Source organism: Streptomyces sp. NPDC005483, assembly GCF_040606035.1.
Taxonomy (GTDB): domain Bacteria; phylum Actinomycetota; class Actinomycetes; order Streptomycetales; family Streptomycetaceae; genus Streptomyces.
On record NZ_JBEXEA010000051.1, the window covers coordinates 28194 to 44903 of the forward strand.

Here is a 16710-nt window from a genome sequence, read left to right on the forward strand (position 1 = left end):
ACAAGGACTGACCATGACGACCTTCGCCCTTATCGGCGCCGGCCCCGGTCTCGGGCTGTCCACCGCCCGCCGCTTCGGAGCCGCCGGCCATTCCGTCGCCCTCATCGCCCGCGACGCGGAGAAGCTGGACGGCCTGACGGCCGACCTCGCCCGTGACGGCATCCGGGCGCGCGGCTACACGGCCGACGTCCTCGACATCGAGTCCCTGACCGCGGCCCTGTACGCAGCTGCGGCCGATCTGGGGCCCGTCGAGATCCTCCAGTACAGCCCCGTGCCCCAGGCCCACTTCATGAAGCCGGTCCTCGACACCAGCGCCGACGACCTCGACGCCCCGCTCGCCTTCTCCGTCAAGGGCCCCGTCACGGCGGTGAACGCCGTGCTGCCCGGCATGCGCGAACTCGGCCGCGGCACCCTGCTGTTCGTGAACGGCTCCAGCGCCGTACGTCCCAACCCGAAGGTCGCCGGCACCTCGATCGCCTTCGCTGCCGAGAGCGCCTACGCCCGCATGCTCCACGACGCGCTGGCCGTGGAGAACATCCACGCCGCCCAGCTGATCATCCCCGGAGCCATCCGGCCCGACGCCGAGCACAGCAGCCCCGATGTCCTGGCCCAGCGTCTGTACGACATCCACACCAAGCGGGACGGCTTTCGCCACTACTCCGAGCCTCTGCCCGACTAGCCACAGGACGATCCCGTGAATCCCGCCCCCTTCCGCGCTCTCACCCGCGTGTTCCCGGCCGCCGCCCTGCTCCTGGTCATGACCGCCTGCACCGACGATTCCCCGTCCTCCTCCGCCTCCGAGTCCGCGTCGCCGCGGGCTTCGACGGGCCTGGCAGCCACCACACCGACCGGCAGGACCACCGCGATGAACATCCGGCTCATCCTCGACGGCCACCACATCGCCGCCACCCTGAACGACAGCCCCACCGCCCGCGACTTCGCCGCACAGCTCCCCCTGACCCTCTCCCTGCGCGACTTCCACCAGGCCGAGAAGATCGCCGATCTGCCCCGGAAGCTGTCCACCTCCGGCGCCCCGGAAGGCGCCGACCCCGAGGTCGGCGACCTGGCGTACTACGCCCCCTGGAACCAGCTCGCCACCTACTACCGCGACGCCCCCTACGCGACCGGTCTGGTCATCCTCGGACACATGGCCGACGGCGGCGCCGAGCGGCTCGCCACCGCTGACGAGATCACCATCGAAGCCGCGCCCTGACCCGCCCCGCCGCTCGCCCGTGCACGAAGGGGGGAGGAGATCCTCCCCTTTTCGTCCGGCTCGCTGCATGGAACCGTCGAAGGCGTGGCCGCGCCGTCCACTGTCCGCCGCGACGGCTTCAGCCGCCACCCTGATCCCCCCGATTTCCACGCAAGGAAAGACCACGTATGCCTTCCGCGTCCGGGACGACCCCCGGCAAACTTCCCTTCGTCGTCTGGGTGCTCGCCGCAGGCACCTTCCTGATGGGGACCACCGAGTTCGTCGTCGCCGGCCTGCTGCCGGAGCTGGCCGGTGACCTCGGCGTCAGCGTCTCCCATGCCGGCCTGCTGATCACCGCCTTCGCCATCGGCATGATCGTCGGTGCGCCGACCATGGCCATGGCGACCCTGCGCCTTCCTCAGCGCCTGACGCTGATCCTGGCCCTGTCCGTGTTCTGCCTCGGACATCTCGTCGCCGCCCTCAGTACGTCCTTCACGGTCGTCCTCGCCGCCCGCGTTGTCACGGCCCTGGCCACAGGAGCGTTCTGGTCCGTCGGCTTCGTCGTCGCCACCACCGCCGCAGGCCCGCACAACGCCACCCGCGCCACGGGCGTCATGATCGGCGGCCTGACCCTGGCCAACGTCATCGGCGTGCCGCTCGGCTCCTTCGCCGGCCAGTTCACCGGCTGGCGCGGCCCCTTCTGGGCCCTGGCCGTCCTCTCCGGCCTCGCCGCAGCCTTCATCGGCCGCTTCATCCCGGCCCAGGAGCAGCGAGCCGAGGTGTCCCTCCGCGCCGAGGTCAGGGCTCTGCGGCAGGGTCGGCTGTGGCTGGCGCTCGGCGCCGCGATGCTGATCATGGGCGGCGTCCTGGCGACGTACACCTACGTCACGCCGCTGCTGACCGACCGCGCCGGCATCCCGGCAGGCGCCGTACCACTCGTCCTGATCGCGTTCGGCGTCGGCGCCCTGGGCGGCACGACCACCGGAGGCCGCCTGGGTGACCGACGCCCGATGGCCACGACCATCACGGCCGCCGCGGCCACCGCTCTGGTGCTGCTCCTGATGATCCCGCTGTCCGGCAACCCCGTCACAGCCACGACTCTGGTTTTCCTCATGGGCCTGACCGGCTTCACCGTTAACCCCGTCGTGACCGCTCTCGCCATGCGCTTCGCCGGCGACGCCCCCACCCTCACCTCGGCGCTGACGACCTCCGCCTTCAACACCGGCATCGCCGCCGGATCGGCGATCGCCGGTACGGCCTTGGACTCCTCCCTCGGCCTGACCGGACCGGCCCTGGTCGGCACCGCCATCGCGGCCCTCACCCTCCTCCCGCTGATCGCCCTCGCCGTCCACGGCACCGCCAACAAGGGCCGGATCGTGGCCCGGAGCAGCGCTCACACTCACACGCGACGCGACGAACCCGCGCAGGTGCCGTCACAGCACTGACGCAAGCCCGGATCCGCGTACTGCCGATACGAACCCCACGACGTACCAGCAAGCGAGAGGACTTGGCCAATGACCGTTGGCACCGCAGCCTTCACCGGCAAGGTGGCCTTCGTGACTGGAGCCGGCTCCGGCATCGGCCGCGCCACCGCCGTCGCCTTCGCCCGCGCAGGCGCCCGGGTCGCCCTGGCGGACCTGTCTCTGGAAGGGCTGCGGGAGACAGCACGGCTTATCGAGGAGGCGGGCGGGCAAGCTCTGGCTCTCACCTGCGACGTCACCAGCGAAGACGACGTGAAGTCCGCGCTCGACGACACCGTGCAGGCGTTCGGATGCCTGGACGCCGCCTTCAACAACGCCGGCGTCGAGCAGCCGGTCAAGCCGGCCGCGGACATCCCCAAAGACGAGTGGGACCGCGTCATCGGCGTCAGCCTCACCGGCATGTTTCTGTGCATGAGGCACCAGATCCCCCTGATGCTCCGGCAGGGGGGCGGCGCGATCGTCAACGCCTCGTCCGGCGCCGGCGTCAAGGGCTTCAAGGGACAGGCCGCCTACGCCGCCGCCAAGCACGGCGTCATCGGCCTGACCCGCTCGACCGCCCTGGACTACGCGGCGTCCAACGTCCGCGTCAACGCCGTCTGCCCCGGCATCATCGACACCGCGATGATCCAGCGCTTCGCCGAAAGCACCCCCGGAGGACGCGACGTCCTGATCGCGGACGAGCCGATCGGACGCCTCGGCACCCCGGAAGAGATCGCGGCCGCCGTGCTCTGGCTCTGCTCGGACGCCGCTTCCTTCGCCACCGGCCACGCCCTGGTCGTCGACGGCGGCCAGACCGTCTGACGGCGGCTCACCAGCCGTGCCGCCGCAGCTCATCAAAACAGCCCCAGTGCCACTCGCACTGCCACACCCTCAGCGCTCGAAAGGAAAGTCCGGCATGAATCCCAGCTACGACTTCACCGGCCAGGTCGCTTTCGTCACCGGTGCTGGCGCCGGCATGGGGCTGGCGACCGCCCGCGCGTTCGCCGCCTCGGGTGCCGCCGTCGCCCTCACCGACGTCGACGAAGCGGCGCTGAACGCAGCCGAGAAGGAGCTCTCCGACGCCGGCCGCCAGGTCCTCGCCCTCACCTGCGACGTCAGCGACGAGGACCAGGTCGCCGCTGCCGTTGACCGCACCGTGGAGAGCTTCGGCCGCCTCGACATGGCCTACAACAACGCAGGCATCCAGATCCCGCCCAGCGACGCCGCCGAGGAATCCGCCGAACGGTTCGACCGCGTCAACGCCATCAACCTCCGCGGCGTGTGGGCCTGCATGAAGCACGAACTGCGGCACATGCGCGCGCAGGGCAGCGGAGCCATCGTCAACTGCTCCTCCCTGGGCGGCCTCGTCGGTCTCCCCGGCCGCGCCTCCTACCACGCCTCCAAGCACGGCGTGATCGGCCTGACGAGCAGCGCGGCACTCGAATACGCACCCCGCGGCATCCGCATCAACGCGATCTGCCCCGGCACCATCGACACCCCCATGGTCAGCGACATGATCGCCAAGGGGGAACTCGACCGCGCCGAGGCCGAGGCCAACCAGCCCATCAACCGGCTCGGCACCGCCGAGGAGATCGCCCAGGCGGTCCTGTGGCTGTGCAGCCCCGGAGCCGGCTTCGTCGTCGGCGTCGCCCTCCCCGTCGACGGCGGCTACGTCGCCCGCTAGACCCCACCCACGAAAGAGGGCTGAGAGAGATCATGGAATTCATCAAGCAGCAGCCCAGCAGCAAGGCCCCGGCGGACTGGTTCACCGGCGACGTGTGGTGGGACGTCATCGTGGCGGGCCAAGAGCCGTCCCGGATGCGCGCCAACCTGGTCCGCTTCTCACCGGGCGCCCACACCAACTGGCACTCCCACGCCGTGGGCCAGACCCTGCACGTCGTTTCCGGCATCGCCCTGATCGGCACCCGCGACGGCACGATCCTCGAGGCCCACCCCGGCGAGACCGTCACCTGTCCGCCGAACGAGGAACACTGGCACGGCGCCGCCCCCGACCGGTTCATGGAGCACATCGCCATGTGGGAGGGCACAGACGACGGCACCCCCGAGACCACCTGGGCCGAGCCGGTCACCGACCAGCAGTACACCGGCCCCCGCACCCGCAACCAGTAGCCCCCCATCACGCAACCCGGGCTCACTCAAGACGTCAAGGGCCCCGGAGGAGGGCCGTTGTGGGTGCGCCGGCCAGGCAGGGAGCGCGGCGCTGTCCTGCCCCTCCCCGCGCGAAAGTGCCCCCGATGAGGTTGGCCATGCGCTCCTGACGGAGCGTAAAGGGGGAGGAAAGTCTCCCTGCCACGAGCGGTGCCGGTGGTGCAAGACTCCCCATGCGACCAGCCGCCGCCAAGACGCGCGGTGGCCCGGTTCCCCGCGGTGACGACGCTCCGTTCTCCCGTCCCGCTGGTGTGTACAGCCGATCCGTCCGCGATACGAAGGCGTACGTATGTCCACTGAACTCCCCGAGTCCGCCGTTCCACCCCCCACCGGAGCCGGCGAGTCCGCCCCGGCGCCCACTCGGCGCACCTTCATCGCCACCAGTACGGCGGTCGGTGGTGCGGTCGTCGCGAGCGGGGTGATCGGAGGATCACTCCTCGCGGCTCCGGAGGAGGTGGCCGCCGCCGAGGCGCCGCCCTCCAGCCACGTGTCCCTGACGGTCAACGGCACCCGCCGGACCGTGACGGTCGACAACCGCACGTCGCTGCTGGACCTGTTGCGCGAGCATCTCGGCCTCACCGGCTCCAAGAAGGGCTGCAACGCCGGGGCCTGCGGCGCCTGCACCGTGCTGGTCGACGGCCGGCGGGTCAATGCCTGTCTGACGCTGGCCGTTCGCCTGGAGGGGGCCGAGGTCACCACGATCGAGGGCCTGGCCGAGGGCGACCGACTCCACCCGTTGCAGCAGGCGTTCATCGACGAGGACGCCTTCCAGTGCGGCTACTGCACACCCGGCCAGATCGTCTCCGGTGTCGGCTGCATCCAGGAAGGCCACACCGGCTCTCCGGAGGAGATCCGGGAGTGGATGAGCGGCAACATCTGCCGCTGCGGCTGTTACGTGAAAATCGTGCGCGCGGTCGAGCAGACCGCCGCCCGGAAGTAAGGAGCGGCCGTCATGCATCCCTTCACCTACACGCCCGTGTCCGACACGACGGAAGCCCTCAACGCCGGTCGTCGCGGCGGTCGTTACATCGCCGGCGGCACCACGCTGGTCGACCTGATGCGGGAGACCGTCGAGCGCCCCGAGGTGTTGGTCGACATCAGCGGTCTGCCACTGGACGAGATCACCGTCACCGAGCGCGGCGGGCTGCGCATCGGTGCCCTGGTGACCATGTCCGAGGCCGCCGCCCACCGCAAGGTGCGCACCCTGTTCCCGGTCGTCTCCGAGTCGTTGGAGCTGAGCGCGTCGGCCCAGCTGCGGAACATGGCGACCATCGGCGGCAACATCATGCAGCGCACCCGCTGCACCTACTTCCGGGACGTGACCGCCGACTGCAACAAGCGCGAGCCCGGTTCCGGCTGCGCGGCGCTGGAGGGCGTCAACCGCACCCACGCCATCCTGGGCACCTCCGACGCCTGCGTGGCGACCCACCCCTCCGACGTCGCCGTGGCGTTCACGGCGCTTGAGGCGCAGGTGCGCCTGCTGGGCCCGGACGGGGAGCGCCAGGTCGCCTTCGCTGACTTCCTGCTGCGACCGGGCAGCACTCCGAATCGTGAACAGGCCCTCAGAAAAGGCGAGTTGATCACCGCAGTGGAGATCCCCGCGGTGCCGCGTCCGCTGAAGTCGGGATACCTGAAGGTGCGTGACCGGCAGTCCTACGAGTTCGCCCTGACCTCGGCGGCCGTCGCCCTGCATGTGCGCGGCGGAGTGATCCGCGAGGCGCGAGTGGCCGCCGGAGGGGTGGGCACCGTGCCGTGGAAGCTGCCCGCCGTCGAGCAGCACCTCGTCGGCGAGCGCCCCTCGGCCTCGTTGTGGACGGCCGCTGCCGCCAAGGCGGCAGAAGGCGCCCGTCCCCTGCAACACAACCGCTTCAAGGTCGAGTTGCTCAAGCGGACCGTCGAACGCCAGCTGCGCATCGTAGGAGGTACCAAGTGAGCCCCCAGCCGCAGGCAGCCGTGGGTGCGCCGCTGTCCCGGGTGGACGGCCGACTGAAGGTCACGGGCAAGGCGCAGTACGCCGCCGAGTTCGATGTCGACGGGGCGGTGCACGCCGTCATCGTGGACGCGAGCATCGGCCGCGGGCGTATCACCGGCATCGACACCGGCGCCGCCGAAGCCCACCCGGGCGTGCTCCAGGTGATCCACCACGGCAACGCACCGAAGCTGCCGTACCGCGACAACGCCGGGTCGAACAACCCGCCGGGCCGACGGCAACGGGTCTTCCAGGACGACCGGGTGCTCTTCCACGGCCAGCCGGTCGCCGTCGTGGTCGCCACCACCCTCGAGGCCGCCCAGCACGGCGCGAGCCTGGTGAAGGTCGAGTACGACGCCGAACAGCCCTCGACCGACCTGCACGATGCGGAGCGGGACAAGCCGACGAACTACGCGCGCGGCGATGCGGAAGCGGGCCTGCGCGACGCTCCCGTACGGCTGGATCTGACGTACCAGCTGGCGCGCAATCACCACAATCCGATGGAGCCGCACGCCACCATCGCCCGCTGGGACGGCGACAAGCTGACCGTGTGGGACAAGACGCAGTGGGTGATGGGCACGCATGACGAGCTCGCGGCCGTGTTCGGCCTGCCCGCGGAGTCGGTGCGCGTCATCAACCCGTTCGTCGGCGGTGGCTTCGGCAGCGGACTGCGCTGCTGGCCGCACAGCGTCGTCGCCGCCCTGGCCGCGCGGGAGACGAAGCGTCCGGTCAAGCTGGTGCTGAGCCGCAAACAGATGTACTTCGGCACCGGCTTCCGGCCGTCGTACGAGTACCGGCTGCGCCTCGGCAGCGACCGGCGCGGCCGGCTGACCGCCGCGATCCACGACATCGACGCCGAGACCTCCTCGTACGAGACGTTCACCGAGGCCGTCATGGGCGCGGGGCAGATGCTCTACAGCATGCCGAACGTCAGCCAGGCGTACCGGACGGCCCCCCTGGACGTGAACACCCCGATCTGGATGCGTGGCCCCGGTTTCGCCTCGGCGTCGTTCGTGATCGAGTCGGCCATGGACGAACTCGCTCACAAGCTGGGCGTCGACCCGATCGAGCTGCGCCGACGCAACGAACCGAACGAGGACGAGTCGAGCAACCTGCCGTTCTCGACCCGTCGGCTGCGCGAGTGCTACACGGTCGGCGCCCGTGAGTTCGGCTGGCAGCGCCGCTCCGCCCGGCCACGTTCGAGGCGCGAGGGCGACTGGCTGATCGGCCTGGGGATGGCCGCCGGTGTCTACGATCCCGGGCGTTACCCCGGGCAGGCCCGGGCCCGTCTCGATGCCGACGGCACCGCTGTGGTCGAGGCGGCCACCAGTGACATGGGGCCTGGCACCTACACCTCCCAGACCCAGGTGGCCGCCGACGCGCTCGGGCTGACCATGCGTACGGTCACCTTCCGGCTCGGCGACTCCCGCTACCCTCCGACCTCGCCGCACGGCGGCTCGTCGACCATGGCCAGCGTCGGCACCGCCGTCCACGACGCCTGCACCCAGGTGCGGCAGCAGGCGATCAAGCTGGCCGTCGACGACCGCGAGTCACCGCTGTACGGGGTGAAGGCGGACGACGTGGTCGTACGCGGCGGCCGACTGCACGTACAGGGCAACCCGACCCGCGGCGAGACGTACCGGACGCTACTGGCCCGCAACAACCGCACCCACCTCGAAGCGGGCGGCTCCTACACCGGGCCGCCCAGCCCGGAGCGGCACTCCTACCACGCCTACAACGCCACCTTCGCCGAGGTCGCCGTCGACGCGGCCCTGGGCCTCGTACGGGTCAGGCGCATGCTCGGCGTGTACGACGCGGGCCGCATCATCAGCCCCAAGCTCGCCGACAGCCAGGCGATCGGCGGCATCGTGGGCGGCATCGGCACGGCCCTGCTGGAGCACACCGCCACCGACCACCGCGACGGCCGCATCGTCAACGCCAACCTCGCCGACTACCTCGTCCCCGTCAACGCCGACGTCCCCGACGTCAGGGCGATCTACCTGGACGGCGAGGACAACGACGGCAACGCGCTCGGCGTCAAGGGGCTCGGCGAGGTCGTCCAGGTGGGTGTGGCGGCCGCGATCGGCAATGCGGTCTTCAACGCCACCGGCCGCCGCATCCGCGAACTGCCCATCACCGCCGAGGCGTTGCTCTGACCTGTGCGCTTCGGGCCGGCGAAGTGCACACCACTCGTCCGGCAGCCTGCTCCCCGTTCGGCTGCCGGACTTCCGAGGGCCGCCGCCGCGTGACGTTTTCCCCGGCGTCGTGGCGGCGGCCCGCTCACCTTCCGATCTGGTCCTGCCGTGGAGAACTGCCATGCTCAACATCGCGGACACACTGCACCGCTGGTGCCGCGAGGCACGCCCCTTCGCCCTGGCCACCGTCGTCGACGTCACCGGCAGCGCACCCCTGCCGGCCGGTACTTCGGTCGCAGTCGACGAGGACGGCACCGCGATCGGCAGCATCTCCGGCGGCTGCGTCGAGGGCGCGGTCTACGAACTGTGCCAACAGGTGCTCCGCGACCGGGGCGCACCGCAGCGGACCTGGTTCGGCTACTCCGACGACGACGCCTTCGCGGTCGGCCTGACCTGCGGCGGCGAACTCGACGTCCTCGTCCAGCGCGTCGATCCCGCAGCCCAGCCGCACCTGTCCACGGCCCTCTCCGAGATCACTCACGGGCGACCGGTCGCCGTCGCACAGGTCGTGGACGGCCCGGAGCACCTCCTCGGCTCCACGCTGAGCGTGCACGGCGGTGACCACGCCGCCCACGGGCGCGTGGACGGCGGCCCGGCAGACCGGGTGGTGGCCGACCAGGCCAGGGCCCAGCTGCGGGCCGGCCGCACCGCCCGCGTCGACATCGGCGGGACAGGGGACGAATGCCCCGAACGGCTGTCCGTCCTCGTCCACGTGCACGCGTCCCGGCCGCGCCTACTGGTCTTCGGCGCGGTCGACTTCGCCGCCGCCCTCAGTCAGGCCGGCCGCTTCCTCGGCTACCGGGTCACCGTCTGCGACGCCCGCCCCGTCTTCGCCACGCCCGCACGCTTCCCCCACGCCGACGAGGTAGTGGTCGACTGGCCCCACCGCTACCTGGAACGCACCGAGGTGGACGAGCGCACCGCCGTATGCGTCCTCACCCACGACGCCAAGTTCGACATCCCCCTGCTGCGGCTTGCCCTCGGCATGCCCGTCGCCTACGTAGGGGCGATGGGCTCCCGCCGCACCCACGACGAGCGCCTGCGCCTCCTGCGCGAGGAGGGCGTCACAGCCGACGAGTTGGCGCGGCTGCGTTCCCCGGTCGGCCTCGACCTCGGAGCCCGCACGCCCGAGGAGACGGCCGTCTCGATCATCGCGGAGATCATCGCTCAGGCCAACCAGGGCACGGGCCGGCCCCTGACCCGGATCACCGGCCCGATCCACCGGCCGCCGCGGTTGATGAACTACCGGTAGGCCCCAAGGACAATCGCGCGCAAAAGGAGACATCGCGATGACGCACTGGACCAGCGACCAGCTCAACGCGATCGAGTAGACCGGCGCACTGCACATCCAGCCCCAGCGGGCCGACGGCGGCTGCGCACGCCCACCACCATCTGGGTGGTGCGCGAGGAGACGACCTCTACGTGCGTTCTTCAACAGCCCCGACGGGGCCTGGTTCCGCACGCGGCCGCGCGCCTCTGGTCGGAACGGACCCGGCATTGATCCGATGTATCTACGCCGCAGTCATTGACCTCTCACCGCACTGCCCCTACCTTTCCTGCATGTTTTTGACAAGGGAACAGATGCCAGCCGCGAGACCCGCCAGACCACTCTTCTTATTCATCGGGTCTTATCGAGTCCTCGCGGCCTTCTTCTGCGCACTCCTGCCCTTCGGGGCGCTCGCTTCACCCGCGCACGCCGCGACCGCGGTCAGCTACTTCGTCTCGCCCAGCGGCAATGACAGCAACCCGGGCACCAGCGCCGACGCCCCCTTCCGCACGCTCACCAAGGCGCAGACCGCAGTCCGTTCGATCGACAAGTCGACGTCCGGTCCGATCACCGTGACCTTGGCCGGAGGTGTCTACAGGCTCGCCAAGACGCTCACTTTCAGCTCCGCGGACTCGGGTGGCGGCACGGCCGGCACCGTCTGGTGGAAGGCGGCATCCGGACAGACCCCGGTCATCAGCGGCGGCGTCCAGGTCACCGGCTGGACGCGGACCAGCACCGACAGCAGCATCTGGTCCGCCCCGGCCCCCAGCAGCCTGGACACCCGCCAGCTGTACGTGAACGGCCTACGCGCCCAGCGTGCCACGGGTTCGCTGCCGGTGTCGGTGACGCAGACGGCGACCGGATACACCACGGTGTCCGGCGACCCGATGGCCGGCTGGCGCAACCGGTCGGCCATCGAGTTCGTCTACCGCGGCGGGCTCGGACTGTGGACCGAGCCGCGTTGTCCGGTCGCCTCGGTCACCAGCACCGCCATCACCATGGCCCAGCCCTGCTGGAACAACTCCACCCAGCGCGTCATGCGGACGGACGACTCGGGCCGCACCTACAACCTGGTCGGCCGCAAGTCGATCACCGAGGCACCGACGGCGGTGGAGAACGCCTACGAACTCCTCGACAAGCCGGGTGAGTTCTATCTCGACAAGACCGAGCACAGGTTCTACTACATCCCGCGCTCCGGGGAGAACCTGACCACCGCGGACGTCGAGGCGCCCTCGCTGGACACTCTGGTGGCGAGCTCCGGAAAGGCCTCGGACGAACCCAGCCACATCGGCTTCCAGGGCATCCAGTTCAGCTACGCGAACTACACGACCTCCAACACCGGCACGGGCTTCTCCGAGATCCAGGCGACATACCAGGTCACCGGTACCACGGGCTATGCCACCCAGGGACTGTGCACGTTCGTGTCAGGCGGCACCTGCCCGTACGGCAACTGGACGAAGATGCCCGGCGCGGTGCGGTTCACCTACGACAAGAGCATCCACTTCGACCACGACTACTTCGTCCATCTCGGCGCGGCCGGACTGGATCTCGGCAACGGCTCGCAGAACGCCACCGTCACCGCCTGCGTGTTCACCGACATCTCCGGCAACGGTCTCGACCTGGGCGGCGTGGACATCCCCCAGCCCGGCAGTTCGGCACAGCACACCAGCGGGATCACCGTCAAAGACAGCCACTTCTACGACACCGCCGCCGAATACCACGGCGGGGTCGCCATCGACGCCGGATACATCGAGACATCGACCATCACCCACAACCAGATCGATCACGTGCCCTACACGGCCATCTCCATCGGCTGGGGCGGCTGGCCCGACAAGGTGAGCCTGCCCGCACAGCCCAACTACTCGAACGGCAACACGATCTCGTACAACCTGATCTACGACCACATGTCGCTGCTCGGTGACGGGGGTGCCGTCTATACGAACGGGATCACCGGCACCTCGATGACGAACGGTGAGAAGGTCGTCGGCAACGTCGTCCATGACCAGCTCAACACCTCGGGCGGCCACGTCCTGTACACGGACAACGGCGCCACGTACGTCTCGATCCTCGGTAACGCGGTGTGGAACATCAACGTCTCGCCGTGGGGCAGCAAGCACGTGAACTACACGGCGGGCGACGGAACGTACGACCCCACGGACATTGAGGGCAACTACTGGCCGAACGGTCCGTCCGACTACGACAACAAGAAGGTTCTGATCAAGGACAATCACGCCATCACCGGGGCGGCCCAGGTTCCGTCGAGCATCATTGCGGCGGGCGGCATCGAGTCGTCGTACCGGGCGATCCTCTCCTGGCAGCCGGCCTGACACGGAGGAGAACAGTTCAGGGTCCCGCCCTGGAAAGCGCAGGGCGGGACAGGCGGCCCAAGTCGAACAAGGCCGGACTCACGTCGCCGCGGCCGGCCTGGCTGAGCTGAGCGAGTATCGTCCGCACATGGACACCACGGCTGAACCCCGCGTCCTCGTCATCGGGCTCGATCCCTACCGGGTGCCGGGGCCGTGGGATCCCGAACCCGTCGCCAAGGCGATCGAGGCGGGACTGGCCAAGTTCGCCGAACACGGTGTGGGTGTGGAGACCTGCCTGATCGGCCTGGACGGAAGTGACGACGTGCAAGCGGTCGTCGAGAGCGCGCTGCGGGCCCGTCCTTGGGAGTGCGTCACCATCGGTGGTGGGCTCTGGCACTCGGACGATCAGGCCGAACTCCTGGAGCAGGTGGTCAACCTGGTGCGGCGGCACGCACCCGACGCGGCCATCGCCTTCAACAGCACTCCAGCCACCACCTACGAGGCCGCTGCCCGTTGGCTCTAGGGCGTTGAGGAGTGGATCTTGATGTTTCAAGATCCACTTCATGGAGGGGCACGATCTGACGAATGCGCAGTGGGCGAAGCTGGAACCCCTGCTGCCCGCAGGGAAGAAGTCCGGACGGCCGCCGGTCCACACCAAGCGGCATTGCTGGACGGCATACGCCGGCGCACCCGCGCCGGTGCACCGTGGCGGGACGTGCCCGAGCGAGAGTCTCTCCAGGTCGTCGAACGAGGCGACCAGGAGAATTGCGCCGACCTGTCACGTACCCGCCAGACGATCATGCTCAGGATGTCGGCGAACTCGGGGCTGACGAGCAGCACGCGCTCCTCGCCAGTCTTCGGCGGCGCGATCTGTAGCAGCGGGACGGTCTCTCCGGTTCTAGGGGGCCTGTATTGCGTGATGCTGTGATGGCTGGTCTCGAGCAATTCCTCGATGCGGACGCCGGTGTGGCGGAGGAACTCCACCGCGGCTCAGGCCCAAAAGGCTCCGGTGCTCGTCTTGTGTGAGGGTGCGGCGCCTTCGTCAAGGTAACCGAGGGCTGCGAGGGCGGTCGTGTACCTGTACGCAGTACCCCGGCGAAGAGGCCCTGGTGGTGATGGGGGAGCATCTGCTCAGCCGTCGCCTGCCTGTGAAGGATCGTCATGCCTCCTGTCCGCCGTGCTGTACCGCCCGTCCTGCTCGTGTGCCTGCTGATGACGGGTTGTTCGTCCGTTCAACTCGGCACACCGACACCGTCCGGGACCCAGAACCCCGCGCCTGGTGCGTCTGCTGGTTCAGGGCGGGCGATCGTGGTGGGGGCGGGCCCGCAGAAGCATTACACCGTGCAGCAGCAGCCTGCCGCCGGCTCGTGCCACTACCGCTCCGAACATGGCGAGCCCCTTGAGGACCCCACCTGCACACCGGGTGCCATCTCTCCGGCGGTGACTCAGGCGAACCTGAAGTCGACGATATGCCGCAAGGGCGGTTACACCTCCGGCATACGCCCCTCCGCGTATGTGACCGGCAAAGAGAAGAGGCTCAACGCCGCCTCCTACGGATACACCGGCCGCATGGGCGATGTGGAGTACGACCACCTGATCAGCCTGCAGCTCGGCGGCGACCCGAACGATCCGCGCAACCTGTGGGTGGAGCCGGCCGACCCCGGCCACAAGAAGGGTGCCGGGGTGAACAACCGGAAGGACCCGGTGGAGACGAAACTGCACACCGCGGTCTGCAAGGGCCAGGTCACGCTCGCGGCCGCGCAGCAGGCCATCGTCACCGACTGGACCACGGCCCTGACCGTCCTACACCTCGGCTGAAAAGGCCACTGGAAGGCAGCGCGCGGCTTACTGACTCCCACAAGGACGGTGCGATCACGGTCTGCACGTGGGGGGCGGGCCGTGTGCAGGAGTGCTGAACTTTTGCCGGGTTCGCGGTGGGTGTTGCCCAGGAGTTGAGTGAAGCGGTCGGTGTCGCCGCCCAGGACGCGCGCCCCAGGCGTCGGGGTGATCCTGGAGGGGTGAGGGGTGTCCCAGCTGGGTTGTTTCCGGTGGCCTACGTCGCTTCCGGCCGCCGGGCCGTGCGCGTTGCCCTGGCCGCTGTGATCGGCTTCTACCTCTTCCGCTACGGGTTCGACAGTCCCGTCGCGGCCACGTATGCGCTGTTCGGCGGGGTGGCTCTGGGCGGACTCTCGCGGATCCCGGGAACCGGGCGCCAGCGCGCGGCGATCATGGTGCGGGTGCTTCCGGTGTGCTGGGTCCTGGTGGTCGTCGGCACCTATCTTTCGGTGCGGACCTGGAGCGCCGTCGCCGGGATGCTGGCGGTCGGCTTCGCGCTGGCCTTCTCCGCCGTGAGCGGACCGCGCCCGGCGGGCGCGGCACCGGGGCTCCAGCTGCTGTACATCCTGCCGTCGTTCCCGCCCTACGATCCCGGCTCGCTCGACGAGCGGCTGCTCGGCACGACGACCGGGCTGGTGCTGCTGATCGCCACCGAGGCGCTGATCTTCGCCGAGCCCTCCCCGACGCCGTACCGGGAGCGGGCGGCTCGTGCCGCACGGACGGCGGCACACTGTGCCCGAGCCCTGGCCGTGCCGCCGTACGAACTAAAGGACTCGGACCGCAGCGTGGCGGAAGGGGTCGGCCGGGGGCTGCGGTCGCTGATGGTGCCCGAGGCGGAGCGTCCGGCCGGTCCCGGTGTGCGGGTGCGGGCCCTTGCCCACACCGGCCTTGCCGTCCGTACGCTCCTGAATCGCCTGGCATGGCTGACCGCCCTGTCTCGGGTGCCGGAGCGCGAGGTGGTAGCCGTACTGCGTGCGGCTGCGGACCTCGCGACGGCGACGGCGCAGTGTCTGCGCGCAGGGACCACGGTGCTGGGGCCGTACGGTGAGCTGTCCTCGGCACGCGCCGCGCTGTCCGCCCTGTCCGCGGGGGCGTCCGGCCCGGGGGCCGCGCCCCCGTCCGGATTCACGCCCGCGGTGCTGCGCAGGCACGCGGCCGTGCTGGAGATCGCGGATGCCGCGCTGGCCATGGGGGCGGCGGCCGACCGCGCCGTACGCGGACGGCATGCCGAGGCGGAGGTGGCGCCGGAGCGCTTCTGGTACTCCACGGTCCCGGCCCCGGTGCTGTGGTGGCACAGGCTGCGCGGGCATGCGGGGCGCCGGTCGGTGTTCTTCCAGAACGCGGTGCGGATCGCGCTGGCCCTCACAGCGGCGCGGCTCGTCGCGGGAATCGACACCCTGCCGCACGGCTTCTGGGCCATGCTCGCCACGCTCAGTCTCACCAGGACCACCCTGGAGGCAACCCGTCACACCGTCCGGCTCGCGCTCACCGGCACGCTGGCCGGGGCGCTGCTGACCGCCGGGACACTGACCCTGGTGGGCACCCACACCAACGTCTACGCCGTGCTGCTGCCCCTGTGGATGCTGCTCGCCTTCACCGTCGGGCCGGTGCGAGGTGTCGGGTGGTCCCAGGGAATGTTCACCGTGCTGGTGGCCCTGGTGTTCGCGCAGCTGGCGCCGTCCACCTGGCAGCTGGCGGAGGTGCGCATGCTCGACGTGCTGATCGGCAGCACGATCGGCGCCGTGTTCGGGCTGCTCGCGTGGCCGCGGGGCGCCCATGACGAGATGCGCCGCGCGGCCGCCGAACTCCTGCGCACAGCCGCGGAGGTCGTGGTGGCCACGACGTCGTCGGTGGCGGGCGGCGCCGCCACGGTCGTGCCGGCGGCCGCGCCCGGGCAGCGATCCCTGCACCACGCGGTCGTCCTCGCCGAATCGGCCTACGCTCAGTTCCAGAGCGAGCCCCCACCCTTCACGGGCGCCGGGCGGACTTCCTCGGCGTTGGTCGACTGGCAGGCGACGCTCATCGCCGGGCACCACACCCTGTGGGGATCCGAACGGCTCCTGGCTCCGCCCGTCACCGAGCTGCCCGCCGCGACAGCCCGGGCGGTGGCCGCGCTCGGCGAACGCATGGCCGGCCGGATGCTGCTGGTCTCCGCGGCCCTGGATCCCGGCGGGGACACCCCGCCCACGCCCGTACCGCGGATCGATCCGGTGTACCCCGAGTTCCACGCCGATCCGGTGGGCGCGCCCCGCCGGTACTACGCCGTGGTCGAGTGGCTGCAGTCCCTGGCTGCCGATCTGACACGGATCTCCCGCG

General features: G+C 70.1%; 14 protein-coding genes. All 14 read left to right on the forward strand.

Going from position 1 to position 16710, the window contains the following annotated elements:
- Positions 1-13 precede the first annotated feature (13 nt).
- Entirely contained in the window at positions 14-679 is a 666-nt protein-coding gene (locus tag ABZT06_RS45645; RefSeq protein ID WP_355754708.1) for an SDR family NAD(P)-dependent oxidoreductase, read from the forward strand.
- A 15-nt stretch (positions 680-694) separates the two neighbouring features.
- Positions 695-1213, forward strand: coding sequence for a cyclophilin-like fold protein (locus tag ABZT06_RS45650; protein WP_355754710.1), 519 nt, complete (start codon positions 695-697; stop codon positions 1211-1213).
- A gap of 167 nt (positions 1214-1380) precedes the next feature.
- Positions 1381-2637, forward strand: coding sequence for an MFS transporter (locus ABZT06_RS45655; RefSeq protein WP_355754712.1), 1257 nt, complete (start codon positions 1381-1383; stop codon positions 2635-2637).
- Between the two features lie 69 nt (positions 2638-2706).
- Positions 2707-3474: an SDR family oxidoreductase gene (locus tag ABZT06_RS45660; protein WP_355754714.1), complete on the forward strand. Its 768-nt coding sequence runs from the start codon at positions 2707-2709 to the stop codon at positions 3472-3474.
- A 94-nt stretch (positions 3475-3568) separates the two neighbouring features.
- Positions 3569-4336, forward strand: coding sequence for a glucose 1-dehydrogenase (locus ABZT06_RS45665; RefSeq protein ID WP_355754715.1), 768 nt, complete (start codon positions 3569-3571; stop codon positions 4334-4336).
- A 32-nt stretch (positions 4337-4368) separates the two neighbouring features.
- On the forward strand, positions 4369-4782 hold the full coding sequence (locus ABZT06_RS45670; RefSeq protein ID WP_355754717.1) for a cupin domain-containing protein: 414 nt from the start codon (positions 4369-4371) through the stop codon (positions 4780-4782).
- A gap of 328 nt (positions 4783-5110) precedes the next feature.
- Positions 5111-5761 (forward strand): (2Fe-2S)-binding protein, encoded by a 651-nt coding sequence (locus ABZT06_RS45675; RefSeq protein WP_355754719.1) that lies wholly within the window; start codon positions 5111-5113, stop codon positions 5759-5761.
- A 12-nt stretch (positions 5762-5773) separates the two neighbouring features.
- Entirely contained in the window at positions 5774-6754 is a 981-nt protein-coding gene (locus ABZT06_RS45680) for a xanthine dehydrogenase family protein subunit M (RefSeq protein ID WP_355754721.1), read from the forward strand.
- On the forward strand, positions 6751-8946 hold the full coding sequence (locus ABZT06_RS45685) for a xanthine dehydrogenase family protein molybdopterin-binding subunit (protein ID WP_355754724.1): 2196 nt from the start codon (positions 6751-6753) through the stop codon (positions 8944-8946). Before ABZT06_RS45680 ends, ABZT06_RS45685 begins: the two co-directional genes overlap by 4 nt.
- Positions 8947-9106: 160 nt before the next feature.
- Entirely contained in the window at positions 9107-10237 is a 1131-nt protein-coding gene (locus ABZT06_RS45690; protein WP_355754726.1) for an XdhC/CoxI family protein, read from the forward strand.
- Between the two features lie 329 nt (positions 10238-10566).
- Positions 10567-12579: a right-handed parallel beta-helix repeat-containing protein gene (locus ABZT06_RS45695; protein ID WP_355754728.1), complete on the forward strand. Its 2013-nt coding sequence runs from the start codon at positions 10567-10569 to the stop codon at positions 12577-12579.
- Between the two features lie 127 nt (positions 12580-12706).
- Positions 12707-13081, forward strand: a complete 375-nt coding sequence (locus tag ABZT06_RS45700; RefSeq protein ID WP_355754730.1) for a hypothetical protein — start codon at positions 12707-12709, stop codon at positions 13079-13081.
- 638 nt (positions 13082-13719) lie between these two features.
- A complete protein-coding gene (locus ABZT06_RS45705) occupies positions 13720-14376 on the forward strand; it encodes a hypothetical protein (protein WP_355754732.1) in 657 nt (218 codons plus the stop codon).
- Between the two features lie 230 nt (positions 14377-14606).
- Positions 14607-16710, forward strand: a 2104-nt coding sequence (locus tag ABZT06_RS45710; protein ID WP_355754735.1) for an FUSC family protein, incomplete at its 3' end; no start/stop codon positions are given.

Bases quoted from the DNA above. Each gene is read 5' to 3' on its own strand.
- ABZT06_RS45700 (WP_355754730.1), top strand. From the start codon at position 12,707: ATGGACACCACGGCTGAACCCCGCGTCCTCGTCATCGGGCTCGATCCC.
- ABZT06_RS45655 (WP_355754712.1), top strand. From the start codon at position 1,381: ATGCCTTCCGCGTCCGGGACGACCCCCGGCAAACTTCCCTTCGTCGTC.
- ABZT06_RS45660 (WP_355754714.1), top strand. From the start codon at position 2,707: ATGACCGTTGGCACCGCAGCCTTCACCGGCAAGGTGGCCTTCGTGACT.
- ABZT06_RS45645 (WP_355754708.1), top strand. From the start codon at position 14: ATGACGACCTTCGCCCTTATCGGCGCCGGCCCCGGTCTCGGGCTGTCC.
- ABZT06_RS45690 (WP_355754726.1), top strand. From the start codon at position 9,107: ATGCTCAACATCGCGGACACACTGCACCGCTGGTGCCGCGAGGCACGC.
- ABZT06_RS45705 (WP_355754732.1), top strand. From the start codon at position 13,720: ATGCCTCCTGTCCGCCGTGCTGTACCGCCCGTCCTGCTCGTGTGCCTG.
- ABZT06_RS45670 (WP_355754717.1), top strand. From the start codon at position 4,369: ATGGAATTCATCAAGCAGCAGCCCAGCAGCAAGGCCCCGGCGGACTGG.
- ABZT06_RS45695 (WP_355754728.1), top strand. From the start codon at position 10,567: ATGCCAGCCGCGAGACCCGCCAGACCACTCTTCTTATTCATCGGGTCT.
- ABZT06_RS45665 (WP_355754715.1), top strand. From the start codon at position 3,569: ATGAATCCCAGCTACGACTTCACCGGCCAGGTCGCTTTCGTCACCGGT.
- ABZT06_RS45675 (WP_355754719.1), top strand. From the start codon at position 5,111: ATGTCCACTGAACTCCCCGAGTCCGCCGTTCCACCCCCCACCGGAGCC.
- ABZT06_RS45680 (WP_355754721.1), top strand. From the start codon at position 5,774: ATGCATCCCTTCACCTACACGCCCGTGTCCGACACGACGGAAGCCCTC.